The following is an 18,786-nucleotide window of genomic DNA, read 5'->3' on the forward strand; positions in this document are numbered from 1 at the left end:
ACTCTCGTTCGACATTATACATAAATTATCGCATGATGTCAATTAATGGCTGCCTTAAAGCAACATTTTAACAATATGACGGACCAAGACTTTTCCAATTGCTGCGACTGGAACACCAAGCAACATTCCAATAATTCCCGCCACTTCACCACCAACAAAAACAACAAAAATTACACTTAACGGATGAAGCCCAATATTTACACCAATGATTTTAGGATGAATAATATTTCCTTCTATTTGCTGAATAATAAAAAAGAGTAAAATGACTTTTATCGTCAGCCACGGTGATTCCAAAATGGCCAGCATGACTGCTGGTGAAGCCCCTATAATAGGACCAAAATAAGGAATTATGTCGAATAAGGCTGCTAAGATGCCAATAATTAAAGCAAACTTTACCTGTAGCAAATACAATCCGATTGTTACAAACACACCAATAATGGAAGCCACTAATAATTGACCTCGAATAATCCCCCCTAAGACTTTGTCGGCATCCCGAAAAAATAAAACTAACTCTGCTCGCCAGCCACTTGGCAATAATGCTAAAATTTCGCTTTTAATTTTATACCAGTCATGAAGAAGATAAAATGCTAATATTGGGCTAATAGCCAAACCAATAGAATGACTAATAATTTTAATAATAAAATTTACCACTTGCCCCATAAACTCCTGCATTTCATTCTCTAATAGCAATAAATTATTATCAATTGCGATGCGCAAATAATAAGGAAGTGCAGAATTTTGATACTGTGACTGCATTTGTGTTAGTAGTTTATTAATATTTTCTATCATAAATGGTAAATCCAGGGCAAAAGACTGTAACTCTTTAATAAATAGAGCAAGCAACTTACTTCCTCCAATAATAACAACACCAAACAAAATAATATATACAGCAATAATTGCCCACAATCTTCCTATATTTTTTCTCTCTATATAACATACTGCAGGATTTAATAAATAAGCTAAAAACAAGCCAATGATAAAAGGATATAATGCATTATGTACCATCCAAAAGAAATATAAGAAACAAATAAGAATTACAATAATAAGAGTAATTCTTATTGCTGCCTTAGTTACTAACATAAAAATCACTCCATCATGATATCGTCATACACTCTAGCGGGTACAAGCAAAAGGGAGACCCTCAGGTCTCCACTTTATCTAAAGTAATGTATCCCATGCTGTACATTCTCCATTTTATTGTGCAACTGTTTCCAATGGGTCTAAATAAAGTGTTAATGTTCCATCTGGCTGAACACTGAAAATTTTAATGTCATCTCCACGAATAATGAACTCTATGCAGCAATCCCAACAATAATATTGTGCTGCTCCCACTTTTCCAATTGCCCGATTACTATTGCATACAGGGCAAGCTGTCATACATATACACCTCTCATAATAGAATAATAGCTTTTATTATTCTTTACTCTTCTTTATGCAGTAATTTTGCCATTTCTCCTGGAACAATTACTGTATCTTTTCCAACGATTTGTATTTTAGGCAGCGGCATTATCCTACGACCATATAGTAGATCGCTTACTAAACTATCCGATATTTGGTACCATTTCATTTCGCCAGTACTAGTGTCAAAAAAAATATCCACTAATATACCCAATCGCAAACCATCTTCTGTAATAATTTCTTTCTTAAATAATTCTTTTACATAGTAATTGCTTGTTATTTCAAAGATAGCGGCACATTGCTGCATTACAGAATGATTACGTACCATAACAGCATCACGACCTACACTTAAAAGGTCCACATAAGCAATCCCCATTTCAAAAGCTTTTTGTTTTTCTTCATCAATTGTAACGCCATATACCCTTGCCTCTTCGATATGTAAAACTACATCTTTTATTTGGCCAATTTGCGTGCCTGTTTCAGTTTCCAATAATGGCAGTCCAAGTAGATCTTGCAACCTGTGCATAAGAAATGGCCTCCAAATGTAGATTGTAATCTTAGTATTACCAAAATCCCGTATTTTTATAAATATTCAAAGGTTCTTACCATTTCTCAAAAACACCAAAGGACTTGGCATAATGCCAAGCCCTTCCACATAAAGCCTGTCCTCTATTATTCTCAAATCGAATTTCTAATAATACCTCCACCAATGACCATGTCTTTATCATAAAAGACTACTGACTGCCCCGGTGTAATGGCGCGCTGCGGTTCGGAGAATCTCACATGTACACGGCCTTCAGTCAGAGGAGTCACTACAGCAACTCCTTCACGAGAACCATAACGAATTTTAGCTGAAACTGTAATTGGTTTTTCTAAACGATCAATTGTAATAAAATTCAAATCTTCAGCAATGAGTTCAGAAGAAAATACATCTTCATTAGAGCCAACAATAACTTGATTATTTGCAAAATCTAATTTTACTACATACAGTGGCTTTTCTGCTGCAATACCTAACCCTTTACGTTGACCAATCGTGTATAGCGGCAGACCTTGATGTTGCCCTACTATTTTTCCATGTACATCGATTATATTACCTGGACGTAAAGAATCAGGCGATTTTTCTGCCAAAAATCCCTTATAATCATCATCGGGAACAAAACAGATCTCTTGACTTTCAGGTTTATTAGCAACAGATAATCCGAATTCAGCTGCTAATTCTCTTGTTCTTACTTTCGTATAATCACCTAAAGGCATCAAAAAATGTTTTAGTGTATTTTGATTCAGATGATATAGAGCGTAGGATTGATCTTTAGTATGATCGATTCCTTTACTTAATGTATGCCTACCTAATGTATCATCATACCCGATACGGGCATAATGACCAGTAGCAACATACTCAGCACCTAAAGCTAATGCCTTTTGCAATAAACCTTCAAATTTAACATAACGATTGCAAGCAATACAAGGATTCGGAGTCTTTCCCGCTCCATATTCGGCTACAAAATAGTCAATAACAGTGTCTTCGAACATTTCACGAAAATTTAAGACATAATAAGGTATGCCTATTTTATCAGCAACCCTGCGGGCATCATCAACTGCACTTAGCGAACAGCATCCGCGATTTTCAGCATCACTTTCTGGCACATCTTTATCCCATATTTGCATAGTTGCACCAATGACATCATATCCTTGCTGCACCAAAAGGGCGGCAGTTAAAGAACTGTCCACCCCTCCGCTCATCGCTACAAGAACTCTTGGCTTTGTACTCATGAATTAAATCACTTTCCTTTTTTGCTGATATAGTCTTTAATCGCTTCATGCAATGCATCAGCTGCTAAATTGGAACAGTGCATTTTAGCGGGTGGAAGACCATCTAGAGCTTCAGCTACTGCATCATTTGAAATTTTTAAAGCTTCATCAAGGGTTTTTCCCATTACTAACTCTGTTACCATACTACTAGTAGCAATGGCGGCACCACAGCCAAAAGTTTTAAATTTCACATCTTTAATAATATCATCTTGAACGTCTAAATAAATTCTCATGATGTCTCCGCATTTGGCATTGCCAACTTCTCCAACACCATTAGCGTTTTCTATTTCACCCACATTGCGAGGATTTGTAAAATGATCCATTACTTTTTCAGTATACATAAAAAGTGTCCCCTTTCAAATAAATTAAATTAATGATGATCGCATTGACTACAAGGATTATTAGCTGCTAATTTGGAATTGGCATTTAATGGTGACATACTCCGCAATCTTTCAAGAATTTGTGGCAATACTTCTAAGCAATAATTTATATCAGCTTCTGTGTTGCCACGTCCTAAAGAGAGTCGAAGTGAGCCGTGTGCGACTTCATGTGTAAGACCCATAGCCAATAAGACATGAGATGGATCGAGAGATCCTGAAGTGCATGCTGAACCGCTTGATGCGGCAATACCTTTTAAATCAAGATTTAAAAGAAGAGACTCCCCTTCCACATAAAAGAAACTAATATTTACGTTACCGGGTAAACGAATTTCTTTATGACCGTTTAGCTTAATATCAGGAATCTTTTCTTGGATTCCTTTAATCAGTTTATCCCTTAGATTTGTAAGATGTGAAATTCTTTGATCTAATTCAATCCTGGCAAGTTCGGCAGCTTTTCCTAATCCTACAATACCTGGTACATTTTCAGTTCCCGGTCTTAGTTTGCGTTCTTGAGAGCCTCCATGCTGCGTAGATTCAATTTTTACACCCTTACGTATATAAATAGCTCCAATGCCTTTTGGACCATAAATTTTGTGTCCTGACAAACTAAGTACATCGATATTAAGTTCATTCACATCAATATGACAATTCCCTACAGCTTGTACTGCGTCTGTATGAAAATATATTTTCTTTTCTTTTGCTAATTGTCCAATCTCTTTAATGGGTTGGATCGTACCTACTTCGTTATTAGCAAACATTACACTGATGAGTATTGTCTTATCAGTAATAGCATTTTTTACATCTTCTACGTTAACCATTGCATTTTCATCAACTGGCAAATAAGTAACTGTAAAACCTTGTTTCTCTAAGTATTCACAGGCGTGTAATATCGCATGATGTTCAATAGCTGTAGTAATGATATGATTTCCTTTTTTTCGATTAGCAAAAGCAATGCCTTTTAATGCAAGATTATCTGACTCTGTGCCGCCGCTAGTAAAAAAAATTTCATTTGCAGCAGCACCAAGTAAAGTTGCTACACTGTTTCTTGCTTCTTCTACTGCCTTACGAGTTTCACGGCCAAAAGAGTGAACACTAGAAGGGTTACCAAATTTTTCTGTCATATATTCTAGCATTACCTTTGCTACTTCCCTATCCACTGGTGTAGTAGCCGAATGATCAAAATAAATTCTTTCCATTATCACATACATCTCCTTGTAATTGTTCTTCTTGGCACAAGTCAGCAAGAGAAATTGAATCTAAAACAGAACTTATACTGTCGCAAACTTTAGCCCAAACACCACGGGTTACACAAATTTCAGCTCGCTCACAATAATCATTGTCCTCTGCATCTGTTAACAAACAATCAACTAAGACAATCGGACCTTCCATCGTTCTTATAATATCGCCAACTGAAATTTTTTCAGGTTCTTTGCTTAAAGAATATCCACCTTGCGCGCCACGAATACTTTTAACATATCCAGCATTGCGTAAAGTACTCATGAGTTGTTCTAAGTAATTTTCAGAAATTTTTTGCCTTAGTGCGATACTTTTTAAAGATATTGGTCCCTCTCCATAGTGCATAGCTAAATCATACATGGCCGCCACACCATAACGTCCTTTTGTAGATATTTTCACATTAGCCTCTCCTCTTTGCTATATCCTAGTATTCCTAGTAGCATAGTAGGTTTTCTTATTTATTAATATACCAAAATAATTGCAGAATGTCAAAATGAAATTATTTATTTTTTGACATTTTCTTCTTTACCATTTTTGCTAGGTCTGTAATAGACTGTACCAACCAATGCATCTGGCAAATATTGTTGTTTGACAATATTACCCTCATAATTATGGGGATATAAATAATTTGCACCATGACCTAATTTTTTAGCGCCTTGATAATGTGCATCTCGTAAATGAAGAGGAACTGAACCACAATTTTTTTGTTTAAGATCATTGATTGCCTGATCAATAGCCATATAACATGCATTACTTTTTGGCGCTGTTGCAATATAAATCACAGCCTGTGACAAAATAATCCTCGCTTCGGGCATGCCAATGAACTGAACTGCTTGGGCAGCAGCCATTGCGACGACTAAAGCCTGAGGATCTGCATTACCAACGTCTTCAGCTGCACAGATTACGATACGCCTAGCAATAAACTTAACATCTTCCCCTGCAGCAACCATACGTGCCAAGTAATGTACTGCAGCATCAGCATCCGATCCACGCATACTCTTAATAAAAGCCGAAACGATATCATAATGATGATCTCCGGATTTGTCGTAAGGCTGTATTCTTTCGCCCACTACTTCTTTGAGAATGGAAATCGTTATTTTTTTTATATTCATTGAACTCATCATAGTGGCTGATTGTTCTATAATATTTAATGCTACTCGTGCATCACCACCAGATAGGTCAGCAATGATCGACAATGTTTCTTGATCATATATAAGATTAAACTTACCGAGACCACGTTCCTGGTCTGCAAGGGCTTGTTCCATGATTTCTACCAGCTCTGCCACTCCAAGGGATTTTAAACGAATTACTCTCATTCTAGATAGTAAGGCAGCATTTACTTCAAAATAAGGATTTTCAGTTGTTGCACCAATTAGAATGATCCTGCCATCTTCCACATAAGGCAACAATACATCTTGTTGCCCTTTATTAAATCGATGTATTTCATCAATAAAAACAATCGTACGCTGGCGATAAAATCCAAGCCTTTCTTGTGCAGCCTCGACAATCTTACGAATATCTGCAATGCCTGCTGACACTGCATTCAATTTTTCAAAATAACTACCGGTACTATTGGCAATGATTTGCGCTAAGGTCGTCTTCCCTGTACCCGGTGGTCCAAATAAAATCATCGAAGGAAGATTATCGCCATCAATCATCTTTCGTAAAAATTTATCTTCGCCGATAATATCATTCTGCCCAATAAACTCATCCAAGATTCTTGGACGCATACGTACAGCTAAAGGAGCTGTTTGGTTATTCTCTACTTGATTGGAATATGAAAATAAATCCATTATATCACCTTCTCATCAAAAATATATTAAACTTTACTATTTTCCATTTTATTACATAGTTTTTCAATTAATATTTTTCTTTGACTTTATATACAGCTTTTATTATACTTTATATAAGTGCTTGTAGTAACTTGTATTTTTTTAAATTAATATGAAATTTATTGATTAAAGGACGGGTAATAAAAACTATGGAAGACATCCTTCGCCAGCTCCTCGCAGGTCAAAAGCAAATTACAGAACGTTTTGATCTTATCGATCAACAACTTGATACGTTAACAGAGGGACAAGCCTCTATCAATGATAGGCTTGATAACTTGCAAGATGATCTCCTCAGTCTAAGCAGCGATGTTTCCAATCTTAAAGGTGATGTTTTGGCTATTCGTAAGGATACTACAACCTTGAAAAAAGATGCTAGCGCCATAAAGAAAGACTTACGTTATGCTTGGGAAGATATTCAAAAATTGGATAAGCGTGTACATATTCATGAAAATTTAATCGCAAAATAATAAAACGACCTGCACAAGGTGGTTTTATTATTAGCCACAACTTATCAATCAAATTAAGCCGCTCTAAGTCTCACCTATAAAAGATGAGAATTTTAGAGCGGCTTCTTAAGCATTAAAATAAAACAATACTCCACCATGCCGTAGTGCTAGTGTTTTGAACCTGCTTAAGCAGGTGGGTGCCCTCCTGCTCACATTAGGTTTCCCTAAAAGGGCATACTGCAGTAAGCAGAGATAAGCTCCCTAGTACAATGTGTTGGATCAAAACATCTAACGTTTACGTACACAGTAGAGTCATTACTTTCTTAAAATTATAGTAACAAATCCATCACTAAATAGCAAGAATGAGAGCAAGGAACATTTTACCATCCCTTGCTCGTTTGGTGTATCTTTTTTTAAACTTTAGCTTTAGATGGAACCGTTGTCTTAATAGATAACTCTCGTAATTGTTTAATATCAACCTCAGATGGTGCCTGCGTCATTACATCAGTAGCGCTTTGATTTTTTGGGAAAGCAATTACATCACGGATGGAAGAACGTTTTGCCATTAACATAATAAGCCGATCTAATCCAAAGGCAATTCCACCATGGGGTGGTGTGCCAAACTCAAATGCTTCTAGCATATAACCGAATTTAGCTACTGCTTCTTCTTGAGATAATCCAATAGCTGTAAATACTCGTTCTTGTAGCTCGCGATTATAAATTCTCATGCTACCGCCACCGATTTCAGTACCATTAAGTACCATGTCATAGGCTTTTGCTTTAATGCGACCAGGATCGCTTTCTAGATATTGTATATCTTCTTCTCTTGGTGAAGTAAACGGATGATGCATAGCAACCCAACGATTTTCTTCTTCGTCATACTCAAACATTGGGAAATCTACAACCCATAAGAAAGATAGCTTATCCTCATCAATTAAGTTAAGACGACGAGCCATTTCTAAGCGTAGCTGACCTAATGCATTAGCGACTATAGATGGTTTATCTGCAATAATAAGCAACAAATCACCAGTTTCAATTTCAGCAGCTTTAGTAATATCTGCCATAATATCATCAGACAAAAATTTAGTAATGGCAGACTTAATGCCGTCAGCAGTATAACTAATCCAAGCTAAACCTTTAGCACCATAAATAGAAACATACTCAATTAAACCATCAAGTTCGCGCCTTGGAGCATGGGCATACCCTTTAACATTTATTGCTTTTACTTGGCCCCCATTTGCTAATACAGTTTCAAATACTTTAAAATTCGATCCTTTAACAGCATTGGAAAGATCAATAAGCTCCATAGCAAAACGCACATCAGGCTTGTCAGAACCAAAACGATTCATTGCATCATCATAACTCAACCGTAAGAAAGGAGTCTGCAGTTCAGCACCAATTGCTTCTTTAAACAATTGAACTGTCATCTCCTCCATCATCGGCAAAAGATCTTCACGATCAACAAAAGACATTTCAATATCAAGCTGTGTAAATTCAGGCTGACGATCGGCTCGTAAATCTTCATCGCGGAAGCAGCGTGCAATTTGGAAATAGCGCTCCATCCCTGCAACCATTAGCATTTGTTTGAAAATTTGAGGGGATTGAGGCAACGCATAGAATTTCCCGGAATTTACACGACTTGGTACCAAATAATCCCGAGCGCCTTCCGGAGAACTTTTCATAAGTACAGGTGTTTCAATTTCCATAAAACCATTATTATCAAAAAAGTCCCGCATACTTTTGGTTACGCGATGCCGCAGCATTAAATTTCTTTGCATCTCTGGACGACGTAAATCCAAATAACGATATTTTAAACGTAAATTTTCATCTACGTCAATATTATCCTGAATATAAAATGGCGGAGTTTTTGCAGTATTTAAAACTCTAAGTTCTGCGGCATAAACCTCAATCTCGCCTGTTGCAATATTGACATTTATCGTAGATGCATCTCGCAATTTTACTGTACCACGAACCGCTAATACAAATTCAGAGCGAACTGACTCTGCTTTTTTAAAGGACTCAATATCTACCTCTTGGGAGAAAACAACTTGTACAAAACCAGAACGGTCTCGCAAATCAATAAAAATAAGTCCCCCATGGTCACGACGACGTGCCACCCATCCACATAATACAACTTCTTGTCCTACATTTTCTTTGTTTAGAAAATCACACGAATGTGTCCGTTTTAAACCTACCATTGTTTCCATATTAAGCCTCCACATCTAATTCTATCTTTTGCTGTACTTCATCCATACTTACTAATTCTTGCACACCGGTTAGCATATTTTTTAACATGACTTTGTTTTGCGCAGCTTCCTCTTCACCAATGATAGCAACAAATTTAGCTGAATACTTATTGGCCTGCTTCATCTGCCACTTAATACCTTTTTCCATAAAATCCATTTCTGCAGTTATACCCTTTTCACGCAATTTACATAGCAATTTAAAAGCAATTCCTTGCATATCGCTTCCCATTGGTGCAACAAACACATCGATGGCATTTGAAATAACGGGCAACAAATTCTGCTTTTCCAAAGCCAGCAGGATACGCTCTATACCAATTGCAAAACCAATACCTGGAGTTGATTGTCCTCCACATTCAGCAACCAAACCATCATACCTGCCGCCACCACATACAGCGCTTTGTGCTCCAAGAGGTGAATATTGAATCTCAAATGCAGTTTTCGTATAATAATCCAATCCGCGAACTAAACGAGGATTTAGAATAAAGTCTACTTCCGCTAGAGTTAACAATGATTTTAATTGATTGAAATGTGTACTGCATTCATCACATAAACAATCAGCAATATGAGGAGCACCTTGGGTTTGTTCTGTACACTTCTCTTTTTTACAATCAAGCACTCGCATCGGATTACGTTCAAACCTTGATTGACAATCCGAGCATAAATGCAAGGTTTTCTCTCGTAAAAAATCCTGTAATTTTTCACGATAAATAGGTCGGCATTGCGGACATCCTACGGAATTCAAATATAACGTTAAATCATCTAACCCCAATTTTCTTAGTAACTGTACTGCTAACATAATGATTTCAGCATCAATAGCTGGTCCTTTAGAACCTAATGCTTCCACACCAAATTGATGGAATTGACGATATCTACCAGCTTGAGGGCGGTCATATCTAAACATCGGCCCTATATAAAAAAGCTTGTTTAATAACGTATCAGCATATAATTTATTTTCTAAGTAAGAGCGTACTACTGCAGCTGTATTCTCAGGTCGCAAGGTAAGACTACGCTCACCTCTGTCAGTAAAAGTATACATTTCTTTTTCTACAATATCAGTTGTTTCGCCAATACCACGCAAAAATAATTCTGTATGCTCAAAAACCGGAGTTCGAATTTCTTTATATAAATACAAACGACAAATATCCCGGACAACTTGTTCAATATATTGCCAATTGCCGCTAGCCTCAGGCAATATATCCTTCGTCCCGCGCGGGCCTGTTACCAACATATTTTTCCTCCTTATTATCACCTTTAACATCATTCTGAAAAGGCAAAAACTGACGTTGCCTCATAGCAACATCAGTTACTAACATAGCCTATTACTGTCAATTACCTAGTGATCAATTTACCTAACAACCCTAATAAATTAATCGCTAATCTCACGTTTTTTCTGACATTCCTCACAATACCCATAGAATTTCACTTGGTGATCAACAATAGTAAAATTACTTTTGCGGGAAATCACAGTTTCGAGAGTCTCTAGTAGATCATCTTCAAATTCTTTTACCTTACTGCAGGATAAGCAAATCAGATGATGATGATGATGTGGTGTAGTTTTCTCATTAATTTCATAACGACTGCGTCCATCACCAAAATCCATCTTTTGTAGAACATCTAATTCACTAAACAACTCTAAAGTACGATATACAGTAGCTAGTCCTATTTCAGATGAATGTTGACGAACAATGGTATGCACATCTTCTGCGCTTAAATGTTCATCTTGATGATCAACGAAAGCTTCTAGAATAATTCTACGCTGAGGTGTTAACTTATATTGTTTCTCTTGAAATTTTTGTCTAATATCCACCATGTCAATTGTCATTTTATCCACCTATCTTTCATTTGTTATCCATAACTGTTTAATTAATACCCTCAAGAGTGCCGCTGCCGGAACAGCCAACATCATTCCAATAATTCCCCATAACTGACCACCAATTAACAAACTAATAATAATCATAACAGGATGTAAATCAATAGTATGCCCCATAATATTCGGAACAACAATCTGGTTCTCAAAGAATTGCACAAGGATATAAAAGATAATCACCTTAAATGCTAACGTTGGAGAAATCAAATACGCCAGCATAATGGCTGGAACAGAACCAACAATGGGTCCAATAATTGGAATCGATTCTGTACACGCCGCAAGAAGCCCAAGCACCAAAGGATAATCCACCCCTAACAGATACATACCACTAAATACAAAGATACCAATAATGATACTTATGATTACTTGTCCTCGAATATAAGCACTAATAACTAGGGACATTTCCTCAATAATTCTACGGACTCTCTCACGAGATTCCACCGTAAATAATGATACGATCTTATCTTTTAAAATACTCCAGTCTTTTAAAAAATAATAAGCAAGGACAGGTACAACCACAAGTTCAACAATGCTTGAGGCAAAGCCAAATGCAGCCTGCAATATGCGTTTAGCCAAATCAGCAGAAAAGGAAGCGGCACTAGAAATAGCCTGCTCAATAAAAGTGTTAATATTTGTTGGAAGATCTAATAATTGGGCACGTTGCTGAATTTTAATAACGATATTTTGTATTTTTGATATTAAATTTGGCAAATCAATAATAAATTTATCAAATTCATGTATAAAGGGCAATAATACAAAAGTCCCCACTAGCAAAAGAAATAAAATAAGTATTAAAAATGCACATATTACTGAAATTCCTCGACCAATATGCCTCTTTTTTGCCCCAAATCGTATACTAGTGATATAGTTTACCAGTGGATTTAAAACAAATGCCAATATCATAGCAAGAATGATAGGAAAATAAATAGGCATAACCTTTATTATGATGTAAAATCCTAATAATAAAATGCTGATTTTAAACCATGTATCATATGATTTAAATGACATAGACCTCCCCCATTCATATAAGGTTATTGAATAAATGGATTATTATAACGCTCATTTCCGATGGTTGTTCCTGACCCATGTCCAGGCAATATTTGGGTAGCATCCGATAAAATCAATAACCTTTCCTTAATACTCTTTATTAATTGCTGATGTGATCCCCCAGGAAAATCAGATCTACCTACAGATTGTTCAAATAAGGTATCGCCGCTAAATACAACCTCATTGACTTTTATACATATTCCTCCAGGAGTATGACCAGGGGTATGTATTACTTGAAGTTTCATCCCCCCAACTTGAATGATTTCACCATCCGTTAACAAACGATCTGCTGCCTTACATATAAGATTATTACCAATATACATAGATAAATTACCTTGAGCACTGGTTAACATACTTGCATCATCTTTATGAATCAGTATCGGTGCACCAGTATACTCCTTGATTTTATCATTATCGCCAATATGATCTGCATGTCCATGAGTATTAATGATGGCTACTATTTTAATATTTTCTCGTTGTATGATATTGATAATATCCTGAGCGTTGCCCCCAGGATCGATTACGACGCCCTCTAGAGCTTCTTTACTGTAAACAATATAACAATTAGCCCCCAGATTCCCTACTTCTAATCTAATAATCTCCATTATGATTCACCTCCTAAAAAATTCGTTTGCTATCAAGTAAAATAGTGACTGGTCCATGATTATCTAAAGTCACCGTCATTTCTGCTTGAAATTTTCCAGTAGCAACGACTATGCCGAACTGCTTACAACGATCAATAAAAGCTTCATATAGTTTTAGAGCTGATTTTGGCGGAGCAGCTCCATCAAAGCTTGGGCGTCGTCCTTTTCGACAATCGCCAAACAAGGTAAACTGTGAAACAACTAGCAATTCTCCTTTTATGTCCAATAATGATAAGTTCATTTTACCACTATTATCAGAAAAAATTCGTAAATTTACAATTTTTTCTGCCAAATAAGATACATCTTCTTCTGTATCTTCCTGCCCTACACCCAATAACACTGTCAATCCTTGCCCAATGGCAGCTATTACTTCATTATCAACAGACACTCTTGACTGTAATATACGCTGAACGACTGCTCTCATCCTACACCACCTAAATTAGGCATAGCCCGATGTACACTATATACATCTTTAACACGACGCATCTTAGTCATAATATGCTCTAATTGATTTAAATTACTAATATTTAAGGTTAATGTAATAGAACCAATATTACTTTTTAGTACTTTAGCATTTACAGAGCTAACTTTAATTTTGCTTTCAGAAGTAACCAGAAGGATATCCGATAATAATTCAGAACGATCGACACCTGTAACCTCAATAATCACTTTATATAAATTACCAGCAGTTAAATCCCAACTCACTTCAATCATACGTTCATATTCCTCTGGCTGAACTAAAATATTGGTACAATCCGCACGATGTACCGATACTCCACGTCCCCTTGTAATATAACCGATGATGGGATCTCCTGGCAATGGATTACAACATTTGGCTAACCGCACCATTAAACCTGATTCACCTTCTACTAAAATACCATGTCCTGATTTATTAGTATTATTATGCGGTTTAAGTTTAGCTAATAATTTTGAAACATCAGAAGCTTCTTTAGTACTCCCTACTTCTTTTTTATAGGCTTCAATTAACTTTGTCATTATGCCATGAGTTGTTACACCACCATAGCCTAATGCCGCCATTAAATCCTCTTCTGTTTGTATGTTAAATTTCTTCCCAACTTCAGCTAATCTTTCCCCTTTGGCTAGCTCACGCCAATCATACCCTATTTTTTTGCTCTCTTTTTCGAGCATTTCCCGACCCTTAATAATATTTTCTTCCCGTTTTTCCTTCTTGAACCACTGACGGATTTTATTCTTAGTATCGGAAGAGCCTACTATGTTGAGCCAATCCCAACTAGGCCCATTCCCTGTTTTACTTGTAACAATTTCCACAATATCTCCATTAGTTAATTTGGTTTCAAGTGGAATCATTTTACCATTAATACGAGCACCAACACAACGATTTCCTACACCAGTATGAATACGATAAGCAAAATCAATAGGCGTGGAACCCGCCGGCAAATCAATTACATCTCCTTTAGGAGTAAAGACAAATACTTCATCCGAGAAGATATCCATTTTAACAGTTTCCATAAACTCATGGGGATCTCGCAAATCTTGCTGCCACTCAGAGAGTTGCCGAAGCCATGTCAATTTTTCATCAAAATCTTTATTAGCCCCTTTAGACCCTTCCTTATAGCGCCAATGAGCCGCAATACCATATTCAGATGTACGGTGCATATCCATTGTACGAATTTGAATTTCCAGAGGCTGCCCTTCAGTACTAATTACTGTAGTATGTAATGACTGATACATATTACTCTTTGGCATGGCAATATAGTCTTTAAACCTCAAGGGCAAAGGTTTCCACAGCGTATGTACAACACCTAAGGCTCCATAACAATCCTTAACCGTATCCACTAATATTCGAACAGCGGACAGATCGTAGATCTCACTAAGATCTTTATTCCCCTTCAGCATTTTTTTATATATGCTATAAAAATGTTTAGGTCGCCCCTGGATATCGGCTTTAATTTCAACATCGTCTAAACGTGTTGATAAAATTTTGATTGCCTCATTAATCAATTGTTCTCGCTCACGACGTTTTTGTTTTACCTTTTCAACTAATTCATAATACTTTTCAGGCTCCAAATAGCGAAATGCGAGGTCTTCCAATTCCCATTTTACACTAGATATTCCTAGCCTATGAGCAAGAGGAGCAAAAATTTCGTGGGTCTCTTGAGAAATCCTGCGCTGCTTATGTTCCGGCATATGCTTAAGAGTTCGCATGTTATGTAAGCGATCAGCCAATTTTATCAATACTACACGGATATCCTTCGCCATTGCCAAAAACATTTTACGAAAATTCTCTAACTGTTGTTCCTCTTTTGATTTATATTCAATTCGACTTAGTTTAGTTACCCCATCTACCAACATAGCAACTTCTTTGCCAAATAACTTTTCAAGTTCTTCCAAGGAAAAAGCTGTATCTTCCACAACGTCATGCAATAAGGATGCGCTAATAGTCAGTGCATCAATTTGTAATTCAGCTAATATCTTAGCTACTCCTAGCGGGTGGCAAATATATTCTTCGCCCGAAGCACGTGTTTGCCCTTTATGAGCATCAACAGCAAGCTCATAAGCTTGTTGAACAATTGCGATAGGAGCATCAATCTGGTAGGATTGTATTTTTTTTATAATCTCTTTAATCGTATTCTGCCCTTCACAATCCATATGCACACCTCAATACACTATATTCTTTCTAATATTTCAACAATGACATAATATTATAATTTGTTAGATTTTTGCGTCCTTCAAGATAAGACAACTCAATTAGAAAAACAAGACCCGCAACGACTCCTCCTAAAGCTTCAACCATAGCAATCGTAGCTTGTACCGTACCGCCAGTAGCCAGCAGATCATCAACAATTAATACACTTTGACCTGGAATAATCGCATCTTTATGTATTTCCAAAGAGTCTTTACCATACTCTAAATTATATTCATGCTTTAGTGTTTCAGCAGGTAATTTACCTGGCTTACGCACTGGTACAAAACCAGCTTCTAAGGCATAGGCAACGGGAGCGCCAATAACAAATCCTCGCGCTTCAGGCCCTACCACCAACTCGATACCTTGCCCTTTAAATGGCTTAGTTAAAGCATCTATCGCTTGGTGAAAACGCTTTCCATCTTTCAGCAATGTAGTAATATCTTTAAACCGAATACCCGCCTCTGGAAAATCAGCTACCACCCTAATATTTTCTTTAAAATCCATGAAATGAACCTCCTATATATTCTAAATTAACTTATATTATTAACCTTTTAACCGTGAATCATTATATCCTTATTAATCTGCTTAAACATGATTACCTTTCATTTCTTGCAGCAGAGCAGTACTTGATACATTCATTATCTTTTCTGCAAATTTTGCAAACTCATCTTTTAGTAATATGCCTTCTCTAAACGTTTTAGATTGCTCAATCTCTAACTTTTCTTTTGGAGCAGGCAAGACCACTATTTTTCTCTTGTTCCCTGATAATTCATGAGTTACTAATTTTAAGTCTTCAAATATTTTAATAGCAATCGCAACGGATGATTCACAAATAATAGTTTGATACTTGCTTCGTACTAGCTCGACAACTTGAAGATCTGTTACAAAAGTCTCTGCATACTTCTTAAGCACCAAATAGATTTGACCTATTACGATACGTTCTGGTCTGAGTTCTTGCAATAAAGAAAGGTTGTCCTTTAAATCTTTTTGATTAAATAACAAATGGATATCATTTGCCTTATTACGCCCTACCAAATTACATTGCTGAATCAAACTTTGCATATTAAGAGGTACATCATAGACCACGATATGTCGAATATCATTTATTGCAATATATTTTTTCCCTAATAGAGTCGTACATAGTACTGTAAATTGATCTTCTTTAAACCATGCTTCAACTTTATTCCTCCAGGTCTCATCCAATCTTGAATGATAAAAACCAATTCGCTCTTTATATTTCGACAAAGACTTTCGTATTCCTTGTGCCAGTTCGAATGCAGCCTGAGGAGTATTGACGAAAATTAAGATTTTCTCTTGTGTTTTTATTAAATTTAATAGATATGTGATTTTATCATCAATATTTCGAGAATCTTTTAATACCCAAGTGATCTGCTCGCCCAAATCATTTCCAAGGCTAATTATACTTTCATCAGCATAACAATCCTCTAAACAACCGAATTGCTGATCCCTTTGTCCATATAATGAATATAACCTTTCCACTTCTGTTATTTCCTTTTTTCGAATATCATAAGCACGCAATTGAATTTTTTGCTGTCCTTGCCACTCGTTGATTTCAGGGAAAAATGCCATCTCTATTTTTTCTTTGATCTGTATTTTTTCCGCCAGTTCACCCATCTGCCAAGCAACGACATCATTTGTAATATTCTTTTGCTTAACTTTAAGTTTTAAATGACGAGCTTCTTGTCCAAGAGTTCGTACCTGCTCTACTTCTATATCCTCACACGCAAAGACTGGGCTGCGATTTCCCATGCCATATGGTTCAAGGCAACCTAATTGTTCTAAAAATCCTTTATTTATTTCATTTAAGGAAAGTAATGAGTCAATTGTAAGTACGGGTATATAATCAGCTGGTGTTAGCTTAGTATCTGCAATATGATTCAACCGAGTTTTTAATTCCTCAATCTTTTCAGGCAAAACACTAAAACCAGCAGCTTGACGATGACCACCAAATTGAAGCAATATATCAGAACATTGGTTCAAAGCATCATATATATCAAAGGCAGGGATACTGCGGCAGGAAGCTTTACCGATCCCGTCCCGTATACTAATCATAAAGACAGGACGAAAATATTTTTCAACTAACCGTGATGCCACAATGCCGATAACCCCAGGGTGCCAGTCTTCACCAACAACAACTAACACACTAGCCATATTCAAATCCAGCTCATTTACAACACCTTCTGCAGCCGCTTGAATATCCTTCTCTACTGTTTGGCGCTGAATATTCTCACATTCTAAATAAGTTGCCAACTCTCTTGCTCTTTCTGTATTATCAGTGATTAACAACTCAACACCATAGTCAGCTCTACTAATGCGACCAGCAGCGTTAAGGCGTGGAGCAATTGCAAAGCCAATTTTACCTGCATCAATCTTATCGGGATCCACTCTGCAGACCTCAATTAATTCTTTTAAGCCTATATTCTCAGTATGGACAATTTCACCTAAGCCTAGCTTTACTAAAATACGATTTTCACTAGTTAAGGGAACAATATCTGCTACTGTACCAATTGCAACGATATCAAGGTATTTCAAAAATTTATCATCATGTCCATAATAGTAGCGTGATAACGCTTGGGCTAATTTAAATGCTACGCCAACTCCAGCTAAGTTCTTTTCAGGATAAGGACAGTCTTTTTGCTTGGGATTAATAATGGCGTAAGCTAAGGGCAAAACTTCAGGCGGCTGATGGTGATCTGTAATAATAATATCCATTTGATGTGCAATTGCATTTACTTCTTCAACAGCACTTATACCACAATCAACTGTAATCAGAAGGTTTGTACCTGAATGAATTAAAGTTGCTAGAGCGGTACTATTTAGACCATAGCCTTCACTTTGCCTTTCAGGTATATAATACTCAATAGCTCCACCTAACTCCTTAATTACTTTATATAATAGTGCACTTGATGTTATACCATCAACATCATAGTCGCCATATACAATTATCTTTTGTTTATGTGTGATTGCCTCTGCAATACGGGCAACAGCCTTCTCCATACCTTTTAACAAATAAGGATCAGCTAGCTTTTCGATTCCGCCAGATAAGAAATCGTTAGCAGTATCCGTATCTACTATACCACGATTAATTAGAACTTGAGCAATTATATCTGATATTCCCAATGTGTTACTTAATTCTTGTCTTAGATTCTTATTTTTTGGCATGACCTGCCATAACGGTTTTACTTTTGGCAT

18 protein-coding genes and 1 other RNA gene are annotated in these 18,786 nt (G+C 36.5%); 1 reads left to right on the forward strand and 18 read right to left on the reverse strand.

The window, feature by feature from the left end:
* Positions 1-54: 54 nt before the first annotated feature.
* The 8 genes from JBW_RS12175 to JBW_RS12210 form a co-directional block, all read right to left on the reverse strand.
* The gene (locus JBW_RS12175; RefSeq protein ID WP_007952832.1) at positions 55-1,080 is read right to left on the reverse strand and encodes an AI-2E family transporter; all 1,026 of its coding nucleotides are present in this window, start codon (positions 1,078-1,080) and stop codon (positions 55-57) included.
* Positions 1,081-1,194: 114 nt separating this feature from the next.
* A complete protein-coding gene (locus tag JBW_RS12180) occupies positions 1,195-1,377 on the reverse strand; it encodes a hypothetical protein (RefSeq protein ID WP_007934014.1) in 183 nt (60 codons plus the stop codon).
* Positions 1,378-1,420: 43 nt separating this feature from the next.
* Positions 1,421-1,924 (reverse strand): PRC-barrel domain-containing protein, encoded by a 504-nt coding sequence (locus tag JBW_RS12185; protein WP_007952833.1) that lies wholly within the window; start codon positions 1,922-1,924, stop codon positions 1,421-1,423.
* Between the two features lie 152 nt (positions 1,925-2,076).
* Entirely contained in the window at positions 2,077-3,168 is a 1,092-nt protein-coding gene (mnmA, locus tag JBW_RS12190) for a tRNA 2-thiouridine(34) synthase MnmA (RefSeq protein ID WP_007952834.1), read from the reverse strand.
* 8 nt (positions 3,169-3,176) lie between these two features.
* The gene (gene nifU, locus JBW_RS12195; protein WP_007952835.1) at positions 3,177-3,548 is read right to left on the reverse strand and encodes a Fe-S cluster assembly scaffold protein NifU; all 372 of its coding nucleotides are present in this window, start codon (positions 3,546-3,548) and stop codon (positions 3,177-3,179) included.
* A 29-nt stretch (positions 3,549-3,577) separates the two neighbouring features.
* Positions 3,578-4,783 carry a cysteine desulfurase NifS gene (gene nifS, locus JBW_RS12200; protein WP_007952836.1) on the reverse strand — a complete coding sequence of 402 codons (1,206 nt, stop codon included), beginning with the start codon at positions 4,781-4,783 and terminating at the stop codon, positions 3,578-3,580.
* Complete coding sequence (locus JBW_RS12205; RefSeq protein WP_007952837.1) at positions 4,764-5,222, reverse strand: RrF2 family transcriptional regulator; 459 nt, start codon at positions 5,220-5,222, stop codon at positions 4,764-4,766. The genes nifS and JBW_RS12205 overlap by 20 nt, the downstream gene beginning before the upstream one ends.
* Positions 5,223-5,326: 104 nt before the next feature.
* Complete coding sequence (locus tag JBW_RS12210; RefSeq protein ID WP_007952838.1) at positions 5,327-6,616, reverse strand: replication-associated recombination protein A; 1,290 nt, start codon at positions 6,614-6,616, stop codon at positions 5,327-5,329.
* Between the two features lie 188 nt (positions 6,617-6,804).
* Between JBW_RS12210 and JBW_RS12215 the strand changes: the two genes are divergently transcribed.
* Positions 6,805-7,122 (forward strand): hypothetical protein, encoded by a 318-nt coding sequence (locus JBW_RS12215; RefSeq protein WP_007952839.1) that lies wholly within the window; start codon positions 6,805-6,807, stop codon positions 7,120-7,122.
* Positions 7,123-7,245: 123 nt separating this feature from the next.
* On the opposite strand, the gene ssrS is transcribed toward JBW_RS12215, so the two are convergent.
* The 10 genes from ssrS to recJ all read right to left on the reverse strand — a co-directional run bounded on the left by ssrS (position 7,246) and on the right by recJ (position 18,786).
* Positions 7,246-7,417, reverse strand: a non-coding RNA gene (gene ssrS / locus JBW_RS24070) — 6S RNA.
* Between the two features lie 97 nt (positions 7,418-7,514).
* Positions 7,515-9,308, reverse strand: a complete 1,794-nt coding sequence (gene aspS, locus JBW_RS12220) for an aspartate--tRNA ligase (protein WP_007952840.1) — start codon at positions 9,306-9,308, stop codon at positions 7,515-7,517.
* A 1-nt stretch (position 9,309) separates the two neighbouring features.
* Complete coding sequence (gene hisS, locus JBW_RS12225; protein ID WP_007952842.1) at positions 9,310-10,575, reverse strand: histidine--tRNA ligase; 1,266 nt, start codon at positions 10,573-10,575, stop codon at positions 9,310-9,312.
* A gap of 138 nt (positions 10,576-10,713) precedes the next feature.
* The gene (locus JBW_RS12230; RefSeq protein ID WP_007952845.1) at positions 10,714-11,169 is read right to left on the reverse strand and encodes a Fur family transcriptional regulator; all 456 of its coding nucleotides are present in this window, start codon (positions 11,167-11,169) and stop codon (positions 10,714-10,716) included.
* Between the two features lie 9 nt (positions 11,170-11,178).
* The gene (locus JBW_RS12235; RefSeq protein ID WP_007952848.1) at positions 11,179-12,222 is read right to left on the reverse strand and encodes an AI-2E family transporter; all 1,044 of its coding nucleotides are present in this window, start codon (positions 12,220-12,222) and stop codon (positions 11,179-11,181) included.
* Between the two features lie 23 nt (positions 12,223-12,245).
* Entirely contained in the window at positions 12,246-12,866 is a 621-nt protein-coding gene (locus tag JBW_RS12240) for an MBL fold metallo-hydrolase (RefSeq protein ID WP_007952850.1), read from the reverse strand.
* 13 nt (positions 12,867-12,879) lie between these two features.
* Positions 12,880-13,329 carry a D-aminoacyl-tRNA deacylase gene (gene dtd, locus JBW_RS12245; protein WP_007952851.1) on the reverse strand — a complete coding sequence of 150 codons (450 nt, stop codon included), beginning with the start codon at positions 13,327-13,329 and terminating at the stop codon, positions 12,880-12,882.
* Positions 13,326-15,536 (reverse strand): RelA/SpoT family protein, encoded by a 2,211-nt coding sequence (locus JBW_RS12250; protein WP_007952853.1) that lies wholly within the window; start codon positions 15,534-15,536, stop codon positions 13,326-13,328. The genes dtd and JBW_RS12250 overlap by 4 nt, the downstream gene beginning before the upstream one ends.
* Positions 15,537-15,564: 28 nt before the next feature.
* A complete protein-coding gene (locus tag JBW_RS12255) occupies positions 15,565-16,077 on the reverse strand; it encodes an adenine phosphoribosyltransferase (RefSeq protein WP_007952856.1) in 513 nt (170 codons plus the stop codon).
* An 81-nt stretch (positions 16,078-16,158) separates the two neighbouring features.
* The gene (gene recJ, locus JBW_RS12260; RefSeq protein ID WP_007952858.1) at positions 16,159-18,786 is read right to left on the reverse strand and encodes a single-stranded-DNA-specific exonuclease RecJ; all 2,628 of its coding nucleotides are present in this window, start codon (positions 18,784-18,786) and stop codon (positions 16,159-16,161) included.

It is taken from the genome of Pelosinus fermentans JBW45 (assembly GCF_000271665.2).
Lineage (GTDB): Bacteria > Bacillota > Negativicutes > DSM-13327 > DSM-13327 > Pelosinus > Pelosinus baikalensis.